Annotated in this window: 22 protein-coding genes; 21 read left to right on the forward strand and 1 reads right to left on the reverse strand. The window is 55.0% G+C overall.

What is annotated here, in order from left to right; all coding sequences use genetic code 11:
• Nucleotides 1-155: 155 nt before the first annotated feature.
• The 10 genes from AYW79_RS04110 to AYW79_RS04155 all read left to right on the forward strand — a co-directional run bounded on the left by AYW79_RS04110 (nucleotide 156) and on the right by AYW79_RS04155 (nucleotide 8,236).
• Nucleotides 156-614, forward strand: coding sequence for a CoxG family protein (locus tag AYW79_RS04110; RefSeq protein ID WP_067561975.1), 459 nt, complete (start codon nucleotides 156-158; stop codon nucleotides 612-614).
• Nucleotides 611-1,447 (forward strand): AAA family ATPase, encoded by an 837-nt coding sequence (locus tag AYW79_RS04115; RefSeq protein ID WP_067561978.1) that lies wholly within the window; start codon nucleotides 611-613, stop codon nucleotides 1,445-1,447. The genes AYW79_RS04110 and AYW79_RS04115 overlap by 4 nt, the downstream gene beginning before the upstream one ends.
• Nucleotides 1,448-1,498: 51 nt before the next feature.
• The gene (locus AYW79_RS04120) at nucleotides 1,499-2,275 is read left to right on the forward strand and encodes a VWA domain-containing protein (protein WP_067561981.1); all 777 of its coding nucleotides are present in this window, start codon (nucleotides 1,499-1,501) and stop codon (nucleotides 2,273-2,275) included.
• A 28-nt stretch (nucleotides 2,276-2,303) separates the two neighbouring features.
• Nucleotides 2,304-3,119 carry an FAD binding domain-containing protein gene (locus tag AYW79_RS04125; RefSeq protein ID WP_067561983.1) on the forward strand — a complete coding sequence of 272 codons (816 nt, stop codon included), beginning with the start codon at nucleotides 2,304-2,306 and terminating at the stop codon, nucleotides 3,117-3,119.
• Nucleotides 3,116-3,598, forward strand: a complete 483-nt coding sequence (locus AYW79_RS04130; RefSeq protein ID WP_269449058.1) for a (2Fe-2S)-binding protein — start codon at nucleotides 3,116-3,118, stop codon at nucleotides 3,596-3,598. Before AYW79_RS04125 ends, AYW79_RS04130 begins: the two co-directional genes overlap by 4 nt.
• Nucleotides 3,595-5,955 carry a xanthine dehydrogenase family protein molybdopterin-binding subunit gene (locus AYW79_RS04135; RefSeq protein ID WP_231877835.1) on the forward strand — a complete coding sequence of 787 codons (2,361 nt, stop codon included), beginning with the start codon at nucleotides 3,595-3,597 and terminating at the stop codon, nucleotides 5,953-5,955. The genes AYW79_RS04130 and AYW79_RS04135 overlap by 4 nt, the downstream gene beginning before the upstream one ends.
• Nucleotides 5,956-5,997: 42 nt before the next feature.
• Nucleotides 5,998-6,333 carry a hypothetical protein gene (locus AYW79_RS04140; protein ID WP_067953122.1) on the forward strand — a complete coding sequence of 112 codons (336 nt, stop codon included), beginning with the start codon at nucleotides 5,998-6,000 and terminating at the stop codon, nucleotides 6,331-6,333.
• Nucleotides 6,311-7,150 carry an SGNH/GDSL hydrolase family protein gene (locus AYW79_RS04145; RefSeq protein ID WP_067561986.1) on the forward strand — a complete coding sequence of 280 codons (840 nt, stop codon included), beginning with the start codon at nucleotides 6,311-6,313 and terminating at the stop codon, nucleotides 7,148-7,150. Before AYW79_RS04140 ends, AYW79_RS04145 begins: the two co-directional genes overlap by 23 nt.
• A 6-nt stretch (nucleotides 7,151-7,156) precedes the next feature.
• On the forward strand, nucleotides 7,157-7,477 hold the full coding sequence (locus tag AYW79_RS04150) for a hypothetical protein (protein WP_067561989.1): 321 nt from the start codon (nucleotides 7,157-7,159) through the stop codon (nucleotides 7,475-7,477).
• Between the two features lie 93 nt (nucleotides 7,478-7,570).
• Nucleotides 7,571-8,236 (forward strand): GNAT family N-acetyltransferase, encoded by a 666-nt coding sequence (locus tag AYW79_RS04155; protein ID WP_067561991.1) that lies wholly within the window; start codon nucleotides 7,571-7,573, stop codon nucleotides 8,234-8,236.
• Between the two features lie 4 nt (nucleotides 8,237-8,240).
• On the opposite strand, the gene AYW79_RS04160 is transcribed toward AYW79_RS04155, so the two are convergent.
• Complete coding sequence (locus AYW79_RS04160) at nucleotides 8,241-8,843, reverse strand: hypothetical protein (RefSeq protein ID WP_067561994.1); 603 nt, start codon at nucleotides 8,841-8,843, stop codon at nucleotides 8,241-8,243.
• A 124-nt stretch (nucleotides 8,844-8,967) separates the two neighbouring features.
• Between AYW79_RS04160 and AYW79_RS04165 the strand changes: the two genes are divergently transcribed.
• The 11 genes from AYW79_RS04165 to trpA form a co-directional block, all read left to right on the forward strand.
• The gene (locus AYW79_RS04165) at nucleotides 8,968-9,816 is read left to right on the forward strand and encodes an RluA family pseudouridine synthase (protein WP_269449061.1); all 849 of its coding nucleotides are present in this window, start codon (nucleotides 8,968-8,970) and stop codon (nucleotides 9,814-9,816) included.
• A 21-nt stretch (nucleotides 9,817-9,837) separates the two neighbouring features.
• Nucleotides 9,838-10,890, forward strand: a complete 1,053-nt coding sequence (locus AYW79_RS04170) for a M42 family metallopeptidase (RefSeq protein WP_067561999.1) — start codon at nucleotides 9,838-9,840, stop codon at nucleotides 10,888-10,890.
• Nucleotides 10,881-11,906 (forward strand): M42 family metallopeptidase, encoded by a 1,026-nt coding sequence (locus AYW79_RS04175; protein ID WP_067562002.1) that lies wholly within the window; start codon nucleotides 10,881-10,883, stop codon nucleotides 11,904-11,906. The genes AYW79_RS04170 and AYW79_RS04175 overlap by 10 nt, the downstream gene beginning before the upstream one ends.
• Nucleotides 11,903-12,901 (forward strand): zinc-binding metallopeptidase family protein, encoded by a 999-nt coding sequence (locus AYW79_RS04180; RefSeq protein WP_067562005.1) that lies wholly within the window; start codon nucleotides 11,903-11,905, stop codon nucleotides 12,899-12,901. Before AYW79_RS04175 ends, AYW79_RS04180 begins: the two co-directional genes overlap by 4 nt.
• Nucleotides 12,902-12,948: 47 nt before the next feature.
• A complete protein-coding gene (gene aroC, locus AYW79_RS04185; protein ID WP_067562007.1) occupies nucleotides 12,949-14,124 on the forward strand; it encodes a chorismate synthase in 1,176 nt (391 codons plus the stop codon).
• Nucleotides 14,121-15,224 (forward strand): 3-dehydroquinate synthase, encoded by a 1,104-nt coding sequence (gene aroB, locus AYW79_RS04190; protein ID WP_067562010.1) that lies wholly within the window; start codon nucleotides 14,121-14,123, stop codon nucleotides 15,222-15,224. Before aroC ends, aroB begins: the two co-directional genes overlap by 4 nt.
• A 336-nt stretch (nucleotides 15,225-15,560) precedes the next feature.
• Entirely contained in the window at nucleotides 15,561-16,589 is a 1,029-nt protein-coding gene (gene trpD / locus AYW79_RS04195) for an anthranilate phosphoribosyltransferase (protein WP_067562013.1), read from the forward strand.
• Nucleotides 16,586-17,377, forward strand: a complete 792-nt coding sequence (gene trpC, locus AYW79_RS04200; RefSeq protein ID WP_067562015.1) for an indole-3-glycerol phosphate synthase TrpC — start codon at nucleotides 16,586-16,588, stop codon at nucleotides 17,375-17,377. Before trpD ends, trpC begins: the two co-directional genes overlap by 4 nt.
• Complete coding sequence (locus AYW79_RS04205) at nucleotides 17,374-18,021, forward strand: phosphoribosylanthranilate isomerase (RefSeq protein WP_067562018.1); 648 nt, start codon at nucleotides 17,374-17,376, stop codon at nucleotides 18,019-18,021. The genes trpC and AYW79_RS04205 overlap by 4 nt, the downstream gene beginning before the upstream one ends.
• Nucleotides 18,002-19,216 (forward strand): tryptophan synthase subunit beta, encoded by a 1,215-nt coding sequence (gene trpB, locus AYW79_RS04210; protein ID WP_067562021.1) that lies wholly within the window; start codon nucleotides 18,002-18,004, stop codon nucleotides 19,214-19,216. Before AYW79_RS04205 ends, trpB begins: the two co-directional genes overlap by 20 nt.
• A partial coding sequence (trpA, locus tag AYW79_RS04215) for a tryptophan synthase subunit alpha (RefSeq protein WP_067562023.1) occupies nucleotides 19,197-19,920 on the forward strand: 724 nt, incomplete at its 3' end. The genes trpB and trpA, both read left to right, overlap by 20 nt.

Consider the following 19,920-nt stretch of genomic DNA (forward strand, 5'->3'; position numbering starts at 1 on the left):
CGTGTTTGAAACGAAGAGATGTTCAGCATACGTTCAAGATCATTGTGCGAGTCAGATGACTCGCACAATGTTTCAGTTTGTTTTGTGTTGTCCAAATCCATCGATCACCGTGTTATACTGAGTACAGTAAGGTAAAGGTAAAGGGAGGCGGACGAATGCAGTTAGAAGGCACGAAGGAATTTCCGACCAATCCTCAAGAGACGTATTCTTTAATGACCGATCCGGATGTGCTAGTAACTGCTATGCCCGGCCTCAAATCGCTGAAAAAAACGTCAGACTACCAATATGAAGCTCAAATTGAAGTCGGAGTTGCAGGCATCAAAGGCCAGTATCAAGGTGTGCTTGAAATGAGGGATGTATTACCTGGTTCTGGTTACACGCTCGTCATAAGTGGCCAGGGGCCAACCGGATTTATGGAGGCCAGTGTCCATGTTCGCTTCGAAGAAAATGCTAGTGAACAGCCTGGCTGCACCATGCATTATCGCGGTGACGCACACGTGGGGGGAACGGTTGCGGGCGTCGGGCAAAGGATTCTCTCCGGAGTCGCCAAATTGTTGATCAACCAATTCTTCAAATCACTTGTGGCACAGGCGTCATCCATCGCTGCTCAGTGAGCGTAATCAAGAAGGATGCTCTCGCTTCATTTGGCTATCTCGCGAGTGACTCGCTCACGCGGTCTGTGGAACTCTCTCACATACTCGATCGCCCGCTTTTACTAGAGGGACCGGCTGGAGTAGGAAAAACTGCGCTCGCCAGCGCAGTCGCGTCCGTCCTCGATCGCGATTTAATTCGCCTGCAGTGTTATGAAGGAATCGATGCGCATCAGGCACTCTACGATTGGAATTATCACCTGCAGTGGGTTGATTTAACAAAAGGCGCGAGCGAAACCGTTTTTTCATCGCGGTACTTGATTGAGCGCCCATTATTGAAGGCGTTTACGACGGAACGCGGCGCTGTATTATTACTTGACGAAATCGACCGCGCAGACGAATCCTTTGAGGCGATGCTGCTTGAATACCTCGGCGAAAAGCAAATCACGATTCCTGAGTATCAAACGGTTAGACCCTTTATTTCGCCATTTATCCTGCTGACGTCAAATCGCACGCGTCCACTTTCTGACGCCCTGCGCAGACGTATTTTCTACCATCACATGGACTACCCAACGCGCGAAGAAGAGGCACGTATCCTGTTTGCACATGTTCCGAATGCAAAAGAAGAACTTCTCGATTTTGTCGGGACACGGCTGCGCGTATTTCGCAACTACCCACTAATAAAACTCCCCGGCACAGCGGAAGCGATCGATTGGACAAGAGCGCTCATCGCGCTCCAGGTGCAAAAACCGTGGGACGAATCTTTGATCATCAGTTCGCTTGGGTGTGTTTTAAAAGACGAGTACGATTGGAATTACGTTCTCGCCCGTATGCCTGAATGGCTTAGCGATTCATGAGAAGACACAGAGACGGAGGCGGCGCCTTCAAACCAACAAGGGGATGCGCGCGTGGGGGAGATAGCGCAAAAAGAGGTAGCGTCACGTCTGCGTGATCGTATGGGGATGGATCCATCGGATCGCGCGGCGGATCTGCAGACCGTAAACGCCTTCTTTCCGCTCCTTCCTTTTTACTTGGGTACGCGCGCAGATCCGCGTGGAATGCCCCTTGGGAATCAGCATCTCGCATTAAACAAAATGGCGAAATACGTGGCAAAACGCGGTAGACACACAATGCCTTTTAAGCGCGAGCGTGCGCGGCGTACACCGACGCGCATGGTTATTTTGTGGGATGTGTCAGGCTCAATGATGAGTGACGTGGATCGCTATCTCCCGTGGATTGCGTCGCTCACTGCTATGCGCAGTCGCGTAGGCGTGTTCCTATTTTCAACGCGCCTCGTCGACGCGACGCGCGAGTTCAGACTTCCTTATACGGAGATGCGCACGCGTTTACTGCAACTCACAGCACTGTGGTCTGGCGGAACCTTGCTCGGTGCAGCGCTTGAAACATGGCTTTTGCAGTATGCCACATCTTGGCTTGGCAATGACACCACCGTATTCATTTTGAGCGACGGTTGGGATGTTGGCCCGCCTGAGAGGGTGGGGGATGCACTTCGCTCCATGTTTTCAGTCAGTCGACGTATCTATTGGTTACACCCTTATCTGAATACGGAAGGTTTTTCTCCTGAGACGCGATCCCTTAAAATGGCACTGCCATTTTTACGCCGACTCCTTCCTTGTGACACGCAAGAAGCGCTCATGCACCTGGCGCGTGCGGTTGTCATCTAACGATGTGTTGTGAGAGGAGCACGATTTTTTGAAACCAGCACCGTTTTCATACATTCGCGTTGCAACCGTCGAGGAAGCCGCGAACGCGTTATCCGAATACACGGACGCAAAACTTTTGGCGGGTGGTCAAAGTTTAATTCCACTCATGAACTATCGTCTAAGCAAACCGACGGTCTTAATCGATCTCTGCGGCATTGAGGCGTTTGCTTCCGTTTCCCTCAAAGATGATGTCTTCACAATCCGTGCGGGCATCACACATCAAAGCCTCCATGAGCACCCCCTTGTGCGAGCGTATGCGCCGGTACTCGCAGAGTGCGCTGGAGAAGTGGGGCACTGGGCGATTCGCAACCGCGGGACACTGGGTGGCTCTCTCGCACACGCCGACCCAGCATCTGAGTTGCCAGCCGCCATGGTTGCGCTTGACGCGCGCTTTGTCCTTACGAGCGTACGCGGAGAACGTACCGTCACCGCGCGCGACTTCTATCTCGGGCTCTTTACCACAGATCTCGCAGAAGATGAAATTCTGACGCGCATCCACTTTTTTGCAAGCTCGGCAAACCGCATTCACTTTGCAGAAATTGCTCGACGGCCGGGAGACTTTGCGCTTTCCGGAGCTTTTGTTCGCGTTGAGGAATCGGCGACAGAAATCACCTGGTTTGGTGTATCTGATATGCCGTACCATCTGACACTCGACGCCCTGCCCGTCGAGGAAAAAGCGCGACAAGCGCTCTTCACATCGCTTGCAAGCACACTTGAGCCACTTGATCAAACCGTGTATCGCAGAAAGTTGGCGGCCGTCGTTGCCGAACGCGCTTATTTGAAAGGGAGGCGTGTACAGGCGTGAAAACCATTCAAGCAACTCAATCCATCACATTGAATATCAACGGTCAAACACATTCACTCGATGTCGAGCCGCGTTTTTTACTCTCTGATGTTCTGCGCCATAAACTCGGCTTAACAGGGACACATGTCGGGTGTGAACACGGTGTATGCGGTGCGTGCACCGTGCTTGTTGACGGCAAGCCAGAACGGAGTTGTCTCGTATTTGCCATACAGGCAGAAGGTTCATCCGTTGAAACGATCGAGGGATTATCGGCAGACGGTATGACTCGGTTGCAGCGTGCCTTTCAAGAGCACCACGCACTCCAGTGCGGTTTTTGCACACCGGCCTTTCTCCTTACCGCAACAGCGCTCTTGAAACAGACGAAAGATCCAACAGAACAAGATATTCGCGAAGCGATCTCAGGAAACATCTGTCGTTGCACAGGTTATCAGTTTATTGTTGACGCCATTCTCGCTGCGGCAAAGGGGGAAGAAGCGTGAGCGATGCGCTGCATCACCTTCAGAAAAACGCGCTGAAACCAAAATATACGGGCGCGCGCGTCACGCGCAAAGAAGACGCGCGTCTGCTTACTGGCGCGAGCCGCTATCTGGATGACATCGAAATTCCTGGGATGTATGAAATCGCCTTTGTTCGCTCCCAACGCAGTGCCGCGCGCATTTGCGCCATTCACCTAGACGCGGCGCAAGCCACTCCCGGTGTTAAACGCATCCTGACGGCAAAAGAATGTCCCTGTTTTTTTGGCAGTGCAGAAGATGTAGCAAACGGTGTCGTACAACCGGCGCTTGCACGCGATGTCGTGCGCTATGTGGGGGAACCGATTGTCGCGATCATCGCAGAGACCCGTTATGCTGCAGAAGACGCCGTAGAGCGTGTACAGATCGACTACGAGCCACTGCAACCCGTCCTCGCGATGCGCGAATCCCTGCTTGATCAACCACGCCGCGTGCACGAGAAGACGCCCAATCGCATGTTTCACAGTGAGTACCAGACAAGCGGCTTTGAGGACGCGTTTCAAGCGGCACCGCACCATCTGGTCGAAGTGTTTCAAACCCATCGCCAGACGGGCGTACCGCTTGAGACGCGCGGACTCGCCGCGACAATCGATCCAGGATCGGGACGCTTGACAATCTATGCGACCCATCAGTCTCCACACGGTTTGCGCGGTGACATGGCTGTAGCGCTTGGCATCGAAGAAAATGAGTTGCGCGTCATCGTCCCTGAGGTGGGAGGCGCGTTTGGCATCAAGGCGCACGCGTATCCGGAATACCTGGTCGTTGCGTATGCCGCACTTAAATACAAACTCCCCGTAAAGTGGATCAGTGATCGAACGGAGTGTCTCTTGACTGACGTTCACGCGCGCGATGACATCCACGAAGTAGAGGTCGCTTTTGAGGGGAATGGTCGCATTCTTGCGATTCGCGATCATTTGCGCGCTGACGCAGGCGCTTATTCCGCGTTTCCGTTTTGCGGTGCGATCGGTGAAACGGTGCTCGCGTCACGCGTTTTGACAGGTCCGTACACGATCCCTCATCTGGCGACGACCATCGATTGCACCTACTCCAACAAAACGCCGCTTGGCGCGTATCGCGGTGTGTGGGGACCCATCGCCTCTTTTGTGCAAGAGGGTATCGTCGATCGCGTGGCGCGCGCGCTGCACCTTGATCCGGTGGAAGTGCGACGCGTCAACATGATCCCAGATGAACTCTTCCCCTATACAAACGCCGCAGGGCAGGCTTATGATCGGGGGTCTTATCGCGCATCCCTGGAAAAGGCGCTCGAGATGCTTAACTATGACGAGTTACGCGCACAGCAAAAGACACTACGCGATCACGGCAAGTATATCGGTATCGGCATCTCTGCGTTTGTCGAGCCGACCGCTATGGCGCAATCCGAGGCGGGCTCCGTTCCGTACGAGTCAGCAACCATTCGCATCGAGCCAAATGGATCTGTTACGGCAGCGTTTGGGCTCGGACCTTCGGGACAAGGGCACGAAACCACCATGGCGCAACTGATTGCCGATGAGCTTGGGGTTGATCTAAAGGATATTGTTGTTTTGCACGGAGACACAGACAGCGCGCCATTTGGTGGCGGAACAGGCGGAAGTCGCTCCGGACCAATCGGTGGTGGGGCGGCGCTCAAGGCCGGGCGCGCAATGAAAGAAAAGTTACAAACACTTGCCTCACATTTGCTTGAGGCTGCGAAAGAAGATGTTCAGTTAGAAGACGGAAAAGCGTTCGTTGCAGGCGTACCGACGCGAAATTTTTCGATTCGTGAACTCGCCCAAGTAGCGTACACGGATGTCTTGCGCCTGCCAGAAGACTTTCCCGTCGGGCTTGAGGTGGTGGCGCGCTATCAACCAAAACGCCCCGTCACGTTTTCAAACGGAACGCACATCGCGGTCGTTGAAGTCGACGCACAGACAGGAATGATCGAGGTGCTCGACTATGTCGTTGTCAATGATTGTGGACGTCTCATCAACCCGCTCATCGTAGAAGGGCAAATTCAAGGCGGCGTCGCACAGGGACTCGGAAGCGCCTATCTTGAGGAATTGCGCTACGATGACCAAGGTCAAGTCACGACGACGACGCTCGCTGACTATCTGTTGCCTGTCGCGACGGAAGTTCCGCGCATGCGAATTGCTCACCTCGAAACGCCGTCGAGCGGCGAAGGTGGATTTAAAGGCATGGGGGAAGGGTCGCTCATCGCATCCCCCGCCGCGTTTGCAAACGCAGTGAGTGACGCGCTCGAACCGTTCGCGTTTATGGTTTCGGCACTGCCCGTCACACCAGATCAGATTCTCGCAGCGATCGATCGCAGCAGAGACTCCATGGCGTGAGCGCAGCGTTTTTGGCACTCGTTTTTTTAAAGGAGATGTAGCGTGTCAGACACAGGGACGGACGCACATTTGCAAGACGTGCAAAACGCACTCTTGCGCGCGAAGGACGCATATGCGATCATGCAACAAAGTGACTTCGACGATGCAGGTGAGAGCGCTGATCACTTTCAGATGTCGTTCTATCAGTTGATTGACGCGCTGCACGCGTGGTATGAATCAACGACGCACCGCCAGGTCGAATCACAAACGGCATTAAGCATCAAAGAAATTGCAGACGTTTTCAATCAATTGCCAGATCCGTTAAAACTTCCGTTTGAGACGGAGATGGAACTCATGGTGGAGGGCTACACACGCAATGCGGATTCAACGCAACAATGATTTTCGTCGATCTGTCACTCTCTTCCTGCGCGTAGGCGGTCTCCTCTTAGGCGCTTGGGTCGCGCTCGCTCCAATGTTTAGCGGTCACACAGTACACGCCAGTGTGGCAAAGCGAGATACGAACGACCCTGCGATGCGTGTGATGATCGTTGGTTCTTCCGTTGCGGATGGATGGAAAGACACGGGCGGGGGGTACTTGTGGCGCACATTTGATCGGTTGCATCACAGTTTTTCTTTGCCGATCGATTGGATCAATCGTGCAGTTCCAGGCGCACCCGCGACAAGTCTGCAATCGCAGTACACTGGCTGGCTTGACAGTGCGCGCCCCCAGGTTGTCGTCTTGGCTTGGGGAGGGCTTGACGACGCGCACGCCGGTACGCCCGTCCCACTTTTTGCGTCACTGATCCACAATCAGATCGCAGACGCGCTGCGCCGCGGCTCAGCCGTCTTCATGGTGACAACGCCGATTTCGCGCGCGTCTTATACGCAGTATCCCGTGCTCCAACAAGCCTATATGACCGCCGAGGTCAATGTTGCCAAGTCGTTTGCCAGCCCGCGCGTCTTTGTCTTTAACGTGTTCGACCAGATGAAGCAGTATCTCTTGATCCACCATCTGACATATGTGCCATTTATGGCAGACGGTTGGCATCCCAACACGGCAGGACATAAACTCGCCGCTTCAATTCTACTGCGCGACATCTTTCACAACCATCGTTTGCGCATGCTCTTTTCCCAATGGGATGGATCCCTGGCACCACTTGACGCATACCACCCTCACGGAAATCTGCCAGCACCGCCAACGAATCCCGGGAGTTGACGCAAAATGCGCGCCGTAGTCATCGTTGAAGGGAAAAAAGATCGCGAGCGCATCCTTCCGCTTCTTCGCGAAGATATTGATGTGCTGTGTACCTTTGGCATTCCAACCCATCAGCGGGTGATGGAGATTCACGCGCGCGTGCAAAACGATGAGCTCTTCGTGTTTACGGATTCGGATGATGTCGGCAAGCGCATTCGCGGAATGCTCGCAGAAGAGTTTCCAGAGGCGATCCATCTTCACACAAAGCGCGAGTATGACGGTGTCGAACATACGCCGCCTGAATTTCTTTTTCAACTTTTCGAAAAACATGAGATCGCAAAAACGTAAAAGCGACACTCGCCATGCGTTCTGCTCGCGGCATGAGGACAACCAAAGATTGCGTAGAGTATGTCGTACGCAGCCGCAGAAAGGTGGTCTAGCATGCAGCCGACAAAACGCAGAACGCGCCGCCGATCGCCTCAGCGAGCCAAAACGCGTTTGCCAAACCGCAAGCAAATCGACGCAGGAGTCGGGCCGGACCACCCGATAGATGATACACCAACCGTTACCTTTCTCGCTCGACCGTTTCACCCTATGCGCGACAGTGAACGCGTAGGCCATTATCACGTCGAGTTGATGAACGTGCAAAAAAAATTGTGGTCTGAACTCGCCGAGGGAAATGGTGCAAAAGGAGAACGCCAAGGCGCTCTCAGCCGCAGTTCACCTGCGCAAGAAGGCCAGATGTGGGCGCGACAGATCGCCCAGCTGACCGGACGTGGAGAAGCGCATGTGCTGATGCTTGAGACAACAGATCACCAAACGGTGGGTTACGCGTTTGTGGCTGAATCGCCAGATCCACTCACCAATGAGCGCATGGGTGTTGTCGGCGAGCTGTTTGTCGAAGAGGCTTGGCGCAAAAAAGGGGTAGGCAGTCACGCGCTACGCGCCGCTGAGCGTTGGCTCGCAACGCGCGGAATTCATGCAGTTCAGATCTTTGTCACGCGCACAAACGTCCCAGCCGTCGATTTGTACCAAAAAAATGGGTATTCAACCTATGATTACCGCATGGTGAAGCAACTCGACTCGCGTGTACCCGACGCACGTTGAAACATTAAATGATCCCTTCACCGTGTGCGGCGCGCAGAACAGCCGAGACCGGAACAGAGATGATCAAATCATTGGCCGGATGGTCAAAACCGACAAGGCGAGACGTTCCGAACGTCTTATCAATGGCAAGCTCGTCCTGTTTTGTATTGGTGTAAACGCCGTAGGTCGAACCTTCGCGCGCAATGGCTCCGAGTAACAGGGATGTTGGAATCGGTATGTGATCGATGCTGCCGTGAACGGAGCGCAGTACAAATTGTCCGTTCACGACATTCGGCTGACCGTAAATATCAACAGACAACGTGATCCCAAGGCTCGTGATGGGGTGCACGTTCACGTGCACATGGACATCTTGTCCGCGCATGTCCATTTGAAGGTTTGGCGTCGAACGCCAAGCCAGAAATCGCTCAAGCGGAAAATACAATTCAACGCGATTCGAAGAATTGACCTGCGGTGTATTCACAGCGATGGTGGTCTGTTGACTCGCGGTCTCAAGATACCGGGCAAATAAAACGACGCAAAGCGATAACGCGACGAGCGTTCCTGTCGCACCGAGAATGACTCCTTTTACAAAACCGCGCAGGCGGGGGGCTTCATGGGATTTATTCACACGCATTTTCCTCCGATTCATTCGGACAGTGATACCATCAATATATACGGAATAGGACGAGACATGCCTTGATCACGCGATGAAACTGTTTGAACACACCGTCATGGAAAACGAAGCAGGTCGCATGGTGCAATCGTTTCTTACAGGTCTTCAATTGCGCAAGCGCGCACGCCGCGAGATCCTTTCAGGTGGCGGCCTCACACGAAATGGGCTCCCTGTTTTTCTCACATCACGCGTGGAAGTGGGTGACCACATTGAGCTTTACGCGCGCGAGTCAACCTTTTGGATGGCACCGGAACCCGGTGAGATCCGCGTTCTCTTTGAGGATGAACACCTGCTTGTCATCGACAAAGCGGCAGGACAATTGGTTCATCCGTCTCCCGGCGAACGCACAGGGAGCGTCATGGGAAACGTCGTCGATCATCTGCGGTGTGAACCGACTGCTCATCCACGCCTGGTTCACCGCCTCGATCGAGAGACATCAGGCACACTTCTTCTCTCAAAGCACCGTGTCGCACACGATGCGCTTGTACGCACGCTTCGCGCGGGGGAAATCAAGCGAATCTACCAGGCGCTTAGTCACGGTCAGTTGCCGCCATCCTTCACGATTGATGCGGCGATTGAGGAGGTGCAGAATGCCCTGCAACGAATTGTTGGAAGCGCTGGAAAGCGTGCCGTCACGCACGGCGTGTCACTGTCGGTGAGCAAAGACAGAACCTTGTCCCTCCTAACGCTTAAACTTGAAACGGGGCGCACACACCAAATCCGCGCGCACCTCGCCTATTTGGGTCATCCCATACTTGGCGATATACTGTATGGTAGAGAAGATGATCGTACGCGTTTCAACCTGACTCGGCATGCACTGCACGCGAGTGAACTTTGCTTTCGCCATCCGATCGACTCCCGGAAGATTTGTGTTAGTGCGCCATTTCCGGACGAGCTACAAGCCATATTGAGCAACCATTTGCAGTGAAGTGAGGACAGGAGGTGTCCAATGGACACATTTGAGGTGCTGAGTCAACTCGTCACATTAAGCGGTGGGCCGGGGGATGAGGGGCTCATTGCCGCGCGCTATCAAACCTTGTGCGAACCATACATACAGGCATTTTACACCGATTCGGTTGGAAACTGCATCGGTGTCGCAAACGGGGAAGGGGCGGCGCGACCGCGCGTCATGCTTGCCGCCCACATGGATGAGATCTGTCTCATGGTGCAAGCGATTGAGCCAGGCGGTTTCTTGCGCGTAATTGGCATTGGCGGTTTTGATCCACGCACGCTGCTCGGACAGGAGGTCACCGTACACGGCACACAAGCGTATAGCGGGATTATCGGCTCAAAGCCGCCACACTTGCAGGCGCCTGAGGAGCGGGAAGAGGCGGTTCCATTAAAAGATATTTTTCTTGATCTCGGCATGGCAGAAGCGCGTGTGCGCGAAGTCATCTCCCTCGGGGATCGCGTGACACTGCGCCGCGACCCCGTCCGCCTGATCAACCAGCGCGTCGCGGCAAAGGCGCTTGACAACCGCGCGAGCGTGACGGCAATGCTGCTCGCACTAAACGAGCTCTCCCACATCCGCCACAACGCAGACGTGTACGCAGTGGCGACCATTCAAGAAGAGATCGGATGCAAAGGAGCGCAGACCGCCGCATACGGCATCCTGCCAGATCTCGCGATTGCTCTTGATGTATGCCACGGCGAGATGCCGGGCGTCGAGTCGGATCTCGTGCAAAAGGTGGGAGGAGGTCCCGTGATCTCCTTTGGACCCCATCTTCATCCAAAGCTGTTTGAGCGGCTCAAAACCGTCGCGACCGAGCAGAACATCCCGTATCAGATTGAAGTGACACAGGGCGCGACGTACACGGATGCCGATCCGATCCAGATCGTACAAGCCGGTATCCCAACCGCGCTCATCTCCATCCCACTGCGCTATATGCACACGTCTGTAGAGACGGCGTCCCTCGATGACATCGCGCGTGTCGGGAGACTTCTCGCACGGGTCATCGCAAGCCTTGACGCCGCGTTTGTGGAGGGATTGTCATGCTATTAAAAGAACTGACCGAGGCGTTTGGTCCATCCGGTTTTGAAGGCGAGGTCCGCGATCTGATTCGCCGCGAGGCCACGCCATTTGCCGAACGCATCACGACCGATACCCTCGGGTCGCTGATCGTCGAGAAAAACCTGCAGCAAAACGGTCCCAAGGTGCTGCTCGCCGCGCATATGGACGAAGTATCCTTTATGATCGTTGGCATAGAGGAAAATGGTCTTCTGCGCTTTCGCCCGATCGGCGGCGTCGATCCGCGCATTCTCGTGTCAAAAGTCCTGCTTGTGGGATCAAAACGCATCTCTGGCGTAATTGGCGCAAAAGCGATCCATTTGCAAAAGCCTGAGGAGCGAAAAAAACCGCTCGGGCTCTCCCAACTTTTTATCGATATCGGAGCGAGCACCAAAGCAGAGGCTGAGTCGCATGTCGCAATCGGTGATACGGCGGTCTTTGCGACACGCTACGAGGAGTATGGGGATCGCCGCGCGAAAGCAAAATCGTTTGACGATCGCGTCGGTTGCGCCATTTTGCTCGAAGCATTAAAAGAAGACATTAAGCTCCCGCTTGTCGCCGCGTTCACAGTTCAGGAAGAAATCGGCCTGCGCGGCGCAGGGCCTGTTGCGTTTCGCACAAAACCAGATTTTGCGATCGTTCTTGAAGGCACTGTCTGCTTTGACGTCGTAGACGCGCCTGCGCACGGCGAATCGACGATTCTTGGCGCCGGTCCTGCACTCACGCTCGTTGACAGCCGTACGGTTGCGCACAGGCCGTTTCGCGCATATGTAAAACAGGTGGCAGAGGAAAACGGCATTCCTGTCCAGATGCGCCGCGTCAAAGGCGGATCAAACGACAATGGCATCATTCATTTAACCGAAGGCGGAATCGTCGCGACATCGATCAGCGTACCGGTTCGCTACATTCACGCGCCTGTCCAAAGTGTTCACCTCGACGATGTGCAAAACGCGTATCGTCTGCTCATCTCTGTATTGCGCGGGCTTGAAAAGGGAGGATTTCCAGGATGATGAAGGAGCTATTACAGAAACTGTACGATGTTTCGGGTCCGACTGGCGGCGAAGACGCGATGCGCAAACGACTCACAGATCATCTGGGTCCGTCCGTAGATGAATGGTCGGTTGATTCCCTCGGCAATCTCTATGCGGTCGTTCGTCCAAAAGAGACGTCTCACGGCGTCATTCTCCTGACTGCCCCGATGGACGAGCCAGCGCTTGTCGTCATCGATGATCGCGAGCGTCCCTATTTGCGCGTGGAGACGTTGGGACGCCTCGCCGCATCCGCGTGGATCGGCCGAACCGTTCAGTGCTCGCGCACCGGCGCGCGCGGGATCATTGGTGTCGAGAGTGAGATCAAATCTAGCGATGTGACAGCTCACCATCTCTTTATCGACCTGATTACGGATCGCGATCAACCTGAACTGGGCTACTTTTTTACGGCTGTCACCCCACTCACTTGGCATGATGAACGGTATGTGTCAGGCCCCGCGCTGACGAGTCGCGTCCCGTGCGCCATCTTGTGTGACATCCTTCTTCAAGGTGCCACTTCTTATACGATCGTCGGCGTTTTTGCCGCGCAAAGTGAACTCGGCGCGCGCGGTGCGCGTGTGGCAGGGCACTCCGTCAAAGCCGACTTGGCGCTGACCATCCAGACGACTGAGGCGCTCGACACGCCAAAGGCGGAGCGCGGTACAGTCAAGCTCGGCGGTGGACCCGCCATCAAAGAAGCAGATCGCGACATGGTCGTCGCGCCACGCGTTCGCGCCGCGCTCACACATACTGCCAAAGCAGCATCCATCGCGTTTCAACTTGAAATCAATCTAACATCGCGCAGTGACGCGGGCGTGCTATTTTTAAGCCGCGACGGAATGCCAGCAGGCGGAGTCAGCGTTCCTGTTCGCTATCCTAACGCGCAATCTCCGCTGATGGACTGGAATGATGTGATTGCGACGCGCGACCTGTTCCTCTCGCTCTTGCATCAACCTGAGTTTTTACAGAATTTCTAAGTGAGCGGTCAAAAAGCATGCGTGTTTACACGCAAGGGGAGAAGAGAATGCTTCGCTATCTAACTTCAGGCGAGAGCCACGGTCCAGCGCTTGTTGCCATCATCGAGGGGCTTCCGGCAAACCTGCCGCTACAAGAGGCGGCGATCAACCACCAACTCTGGCGCCGCCAACAGGGACACGGTAGAGGGTATCGCATGAAAATTGAGACGGATCAGATCGAATTTCTATCTGGTGTCCGCTTTTCAAAGACGATGGGAAGCCCCGTGGCGCTCGCCGTTCATAATAAGGATCACAAAAACTGGCTCTCGCGCATGGCTCCTACTGGCGATGCGCCCGACGATTTGGCGCGCGTGTCAAAACCGCGTCCAGGTCACGCTGATCTTCCGGGCGCGCTGAAGTACGAGTTTGACGATATGCGCAACAGCCTAGAGCGGGCAAGCGCACGCAACACGGCAACGCTTGTCGCAGTCGGCGCGATTGCGCGTCAACTGCTCGACGTATTCTCGATTTCACTTTGCTCGCATATCGTACAGATCGGACCAGTCAAGGTGGATCGCGACAAAATCTCCGCGCTCTCCTTTGAGGAATTGTCGGCGCGCGCCGAGTCATCCTCGGTTCGCTGCGCAGACCCGGATGCGGAGGCAAAGATGATTCGCGTTATCGATCAAGCAAAAGAAGACGGAAACACGGTAGGTGGGGTCTTTGAGGTCATCGTGACAGGCGTGCCTGTAGGACTCGGAAGCTATGTCATGCCGGATCGTCGTCTTGACGCCCGATTGGCAGGTGCGATGATGGGCATTCAAGCCATTAAAGGCGTCGAAATCGGACTCGGCTTTGAAGCGGCAACGCTCCCCGGCTCGCTCGTGCACGACGCCCTTTTCCACGATCCAGCGCGCGGTGTCTATCGACAAACGAATGGGGCAGGCGGGATCGAAGGGGGCATCAGCAACGGCGAACCAATCGTGGTCCGCGCGGCGATGAAACCCATCCCGACACTCTATAAACCCTTACCGAGTTTTGACTTGGAGACAAAAGAGGCATACCTCGCGGCCATTGAGCGCTCCGACGCGTGCGCCGCGCCTGCGGCAGCCGTGATCGGTGAAAATGTCGCAGCGTACGTCTTGGCTGAGGCATTCTGCGAAAAGTTTGGCGGCGACTCGATTGAAGAAATGAAGCGAAATTTCGCGAGTTATCAAGCGCGTGTCGCAGAGCGATTACGATGAGCGCACATCATACACTTTACGTTCAGTCGACAGGTGGAGACTATGAGGTGCACATCGGACGACAACTCCTCGCAGAGGTCGGGAAGAGGGTTCAGGCCGTTTGCAAAGACGTCACATCTGCACTTCTTGTCGTGGATGAATCCCTGCTCGCGTTTAGCTACGCCGACACGGTCGAGGCGTCTCTCAAAGCGAGCGGGATGCCAACCGTTCGCACGGTCGTTGCGCGTGGTGAAGCGTCAAAATCACTCGCTACCGCAGATACACTCTATACGCGCTGTGTTGAGGCTGGACTTGACCGCAAATCGGTAGTTTTGGCGCTCGGCGGCGGCGTCGTCGGCGATCTCGCTGGATTTGTCGCGGCAACCTACATGCGTGGCGTGCGCTTCGTTCAAATTCCAACAACGCTCCTCGCGCACGACGCAAGCATCGGCGGCAAAGTCGCCATCAACCTCCCGCAGGGGAAAAACCTCGTCGGCGCGTTTCATCCGCCATGCATCGTGCTCTATGACGTCGAGACGCTGCGCACACTTCCTGCGCGAGAACGCAGCAGCGGATTGGCTGAGGCGATCAAACACGGTGTCATTTGGAGCGAATCTTTTTTTTCCTGGCTTGAAGAACACATGGACAGCTTGGTGGATGGTGATCTCGATGCGACAGAGGAGATGCTCTTTACTTCATGCGCGATCAAAGCAGAGATTGTCAGCAAAGATGAAACAGAGCAGGGGGTACGGGCGTTCCTGAATTTTGGACACACCGTCGCACACGCGATCGAGGCACTCGCGTACGGTCAATTCGCTCACGGAGAAGCGGTCGCCATCGGCATGATGACCGAGTGTTTGATCAGCGTGTCACTTGGTCGCTGTGATGAGGCAGTCTTGCACCGCCTGCACACGCTCCTAAAAGCGGCGCATCTTCCACAACATATTCCACCCTCCTTTGACGTGGACGCACTGATTGCCGCGATGCGCCGCGATAAGAAGGCGACAAAGCAGCAACTCGCGTTTGTCTTGCCCACGCGAATCGGGAATGTAGAGCTTTACCCCGATGTGGAGGAGACGCGTGTCGCAACTGCTTTACGCGCGCGTCGCTTGACGCAGTGACAAGACAAGTGGAAATGGTGGACTTTCTCCTAAAGTTCGTTAAGGCATAAACCGTTCATGAAGACTCCATTTTCGATTCATTGACCGATCCCGCTTTGCGTAGTAGGATACAAAGAGAAGCGCACTCGTGATGCGCTGTCTGGGAGCAGACAGCGATCCGCGCGAAGACAGTCGATTTCAAGGTACCCTTGAATTTGTGAGCTGAGTTGAGCCTAGTCGAGATCCTGTGTTATTTGCCTATGGATATGTGATTGACTAGAGGATATGCGTTCACAAAGGACGGGGGGAAACCCACGTTCTTTTTTCTTTGCATTTTTTAGAAAGGTGGTTGTACGTGTGAAAAATCTCCTCCTCCATTTGGCAAATGGGCAGAATTTAACCTTGGAAGAAGCGCGCACCGCGATGAATCACATCATGCGCGGGGAGGGAACTCACGCACAGATGGCCGCATACCTGACGCTGCTTAAGCAACAGGGGGAGACGGTCACCGAGCTTACTGGCAGTGCGCTCGCAATGCGCGAACACGCGCTTGAAGTCATTTTAGAAGAGCGTGAAACGCTTGACATGTGTGGAACAGGCGGTGATCACTCCGGCACGTTTAATATCTCGACGGCCGCTTCGTTCATACTCGCCGCAGACGGCGTCCCTGTAGCTAAACACGGAAATCGCGCCTCATCCAGTCAGACCGGCAGTGCGGATGTTCTAGAGGCGCTTGGCATCAACATATCACTCGAACCTTCTGCGGCGCTAGAATCCCTGCGTCAGCACAATTTTTGTTTTCTCTTTGCACAAGCGTATCACCCAGCCATGAAACACGTCGCACCCGTCCGGCGCGACCTCGGATTTCGCACCATGTTCAACATCCTAGGGCCGCTCACAAACCCGGCACATCCAGCGTATCAGGTTCTCGGCACGCCCGATGACGCGATTGCCGAAAAAATGGCACATACGCTGCTAAACCTCGGTGTCAAACGAGCATTCGTGATTCACGCGGCAGATGGACTTGACGAATTCTCTATTTCTGCGCCTACACGCGTATTTGACGTGCATTCGAGTCGTGTGACATCCTACGATGTCTCACCGTCTGATTTTGGTTTAACAACAGCGCCGCGTGAAGCGATCTTAGGCGGAGACGCGATTAAAAATGCGGGAATCGTTCGCACCATTTTTGAAGGAGAAAAGGGCGCCCGCCGCGATGTGGTCGTCATGAATGCGGCAGCCGGGTTTCTCGTCATGGGGCGTGTAAAAACATTTGCAGAAGGCGCCCGCCGCGCCGAAGCGATCCTTGACGAAGGTCGGGCGCTGCAAAAACTGATCGACCTACAGAATCACGGCACATCCGCGCCGAAGGAGACTGCGTCATGACCATCCTTGATCGCATCCTTGCCACCAAAAAAGAAGAAGTCGAAGCGCTCAACCGTGATGCCACACTCGAAGAGTGGAAGGATCGCGCGCAACAGGGAGAGCCTGTGCGGGGGTTTTTGGCTGCACTTGAGCGAAACGCGCCGAACAGCCTCATCGCGGAGATCAAAAAAGCATCTCCCTCCAAAGGTGTGATCGTGCATTCATTTGACCCGGCGCAGATCGCGCAAACGTACGAGCAGGCGAATGCCGCGGCACTCTCCGTTCTGACAGACAGGACGTATTTTCAAGGAAGTATCGAGGCCCTTCAAAGGGCGCGGCAGTCCGTGGCTCTTCCAGTGCTCCGCAAAGATTTCATAATCGATCCGCTGCAGGTTTATGAGGCGCGCGCGATCGGCGCTGATGCGATTCTGCTCATCGTCGCGGCGCTTCCTGACGAGCGACTGTTTCAGCTCTACGAATTGGCGCGCATGCTCACCATGGATGTCTTGATTGAAGTGCACAACGCAGAAGAAGTACAGCGAATCATGTCGCTCAAGCCGGCGCTGATCGGCGTGAACCATCGCAATTTACACACATTTGAAGTCGATCTCAGCTTGACAGCGCAAATTGCGCCACTCCTGCCTAAAAGTGTTTTACTCGTGGCAGAAAGCGGCATTCAAACGCACGCGCAGGTAGAAACATTAAAGCAGGCGGGTGCGCGCGCATTTTTAATTGGTGAGACGCTTATGCGCGCAGGTGTTGAACATGTTTCAGAGCAAATTGATGATATGTTTATACGCGCGCGATGACCTACGTAAAGCTGTGTGGACTCATGTGCGAAGAAGAAGTCGCAGTGGCTGACGCCCTGCGAGCAGACTACATCGGATTTGTTCTTGCAAAAAGTCGTCGTCGCGTTGCTGTCGCAGATGTGGTAGAGTGGCTCAAACACGTCAGTCCAATGCATAGTAAACCGGTCTTTGTCACCGTCAATCCCACGCTTGACTCTCTTTTGCGCCTCCATGAGGAGACAGGAATCAACCGTGTTCAATTGAGCGGTGAAGAGACGAAGGCGTTTTGCCAGGAAGCGCGAAAGCAAGGCTTGATCGTCTGGAAGGCGATAGGTATCGCCAATGAAAGCGACGTCGAGCGCATTGGCGATTATCGCGACGTGGTGGACGCCTTGCTGGTTGACACGAAGCGCGCAGGTGCACACGGAGGTACAGGTGAAACGTTTCCCTGGTCGCTCATTCCCGCATGCCTGGAACAGGCACAGGGTACCCCCCTTCTTGTCGCGGGGGGCTTGACCCCGACACGCGTCGCCGACTTGCTCGCAGACTACCGCGTACAAGGCGTCGACGTCTCGTCAGGCATTGAAACAAACGGCAGAAAAGACACGGAAAAGATGCGTGCATTTGTTCATGAAGTAAGGAGGCGTGACCTTGTATCCGGATGAGCGAGGACGGTTTGGCGAGTTTGGTGGGAAATACGTCCCAGAAACTCTCATGTCAGCACTGGAACAACTTGAGAGAGATTTTGCACATTATTCGAGCGACCCCCAGTTTCAAGTTGAATTGTCCGATCTGCTCGCCAATTACGCGGGACGTCCCACCCCTTTGTATGAGGCAAAGGGGCTGACAAAAATCGCGGGGGGCGCGCGGATTTATTTAAAGCGCGAAGATCTGAACCACACAGGCGCTCACAAGATCAACAACACCCTGGGGCAAGGATTGCTCGCAAAAAAAACGGGAAAAAAGCGAATCATTGCAGAAACCGGCGCTGGACAGCATGGTGTTGCGTCCGCCACGGTCGCGGCACTGCTAGGACTTGAGTGCACTGTGTTCATGGGTGAAGAAGATATGCAGCGACAAGCGCTCAACGTGTTTCGGATGAAACTCCTTGGCGCAACCGTCGTACCTGCCGTGTCTGGCACAAAAACATTGAAAGACGCGACCAACGAGGCGATCAGACACTGGGTATCCCACGTGGAAGACACGTACTACATCATTGGTTCGGTTGTCGGACCGCATCCCTATCCGATGATGGTGCGCGATTTTCAACGGATCATTGGGGATGAGACAAAGGCGCAGACGCTCGCACTGCACGGTCGTCTTCCTGACGCGATTGTAGCCTGCGTCGGGGGTGGCAGTAATGCGATGGGCATTTTTTATCCTTTTCTTGAAGATGGCGGTGTCGAACTGATCGGAACGGAAGCGGCAGGCGAGGGTGTCGACACGGAGCGTCACGCGGCGTCGATTCACGGGGGGCGCAAAGGCGTCCTGCACGGGTCGATGACCCTTTTGCTGCAAGACGAACTAGGCCAGGTGCTGCCAGCTCACTCCATCTCTGCGGGTCTTGACTACCCAGGGATCGGCCCTGAGCACGCTCATCTCTTCGCGTCGGGGCGCGCCTCGTACGTTCCTGTCACGGATGCAGAGGCGCTTTATGCGTTCGTGCAACTCAGCCGCGTCGAGGGGATCATTCCGGCGCTTGAATCGGCGCACGCCGTCGCCTATGCGATGAAAAAGGCGGCAACGATGCGGCCAGATGAGTTGCTTGTCGTCAATCTGTCAGGGCGCGGTGACAAGGATGTGCAAACGCTGCAACCGATTTTAGAGGAGGGGCACTACCTTGACAAAACGTGGACATGAGGCGATCGCAGACGCGCTTTCAAAGAAGCGGGGCGCCGGGTTTATTCCGTTTTTAAGTGCGGGAGATCCCGATGCGGAGATCAGTTTTCAACTGCTCACTCAGCTCGCCGCGTTTTCAAGCGTGATTGAAGTAGGCATCCCATACTCTGACCCGCTGGCGGACGGCCCGGTGATTCAAGATGGATCACTGCGCGCGCAAAAGCAGGGGATGAACCTGCCGAAGGCGCTACAACTGATTGCGCGTGTGCGCGCAGTGACGGATGTGCCGATCGTCGTGTTCACCTACGTAAACCCGGTTCTATCCTACGGTGCCAAAGAATTAGCAAAAGCGTGTCAAGAGGTGGGCGCCGACGGCATGATCGTCCCCGATCTTCCGCACGAAGAGGCGGGAGATCTGCGCCAAGCGCTACAGGAGCGGGGGCTCGCGCTCATTCCGCTCGTATCACTTACCAGTGGGGAACGCATCGAAACCATCGCGCGCGCTGCCTCGGGATTCGTCTATTGTGTCTCTAGCCTCGGCGTAACCGGAGAGCGCCAAGGATTCTCAAGCGACCTGCGCGCGTTTGTCGAGCGCGTGCGCGAGTACAGTTCTGTACCCGTCGCCGTTGGCTTTGGCGTCAGTCAACCTGAGCAAGTGCGCGAGCTTTCGGATTACACAGACGGCATCGTCGTCGGGAGCGCACTGGTCAGGCGCTGTGCGGCGA

Source organism: Ferroacidibacillus organovorans, assembly GCF_001642725.1.
In the GTDB taxonomy this organism is placed as follows: domain Bacteria; phylum Bacillota; class Bacilli; order Alicyclobacillales; family SLC66; genus Ferroacidibacillus; species Ferroacidibacillus organovorans.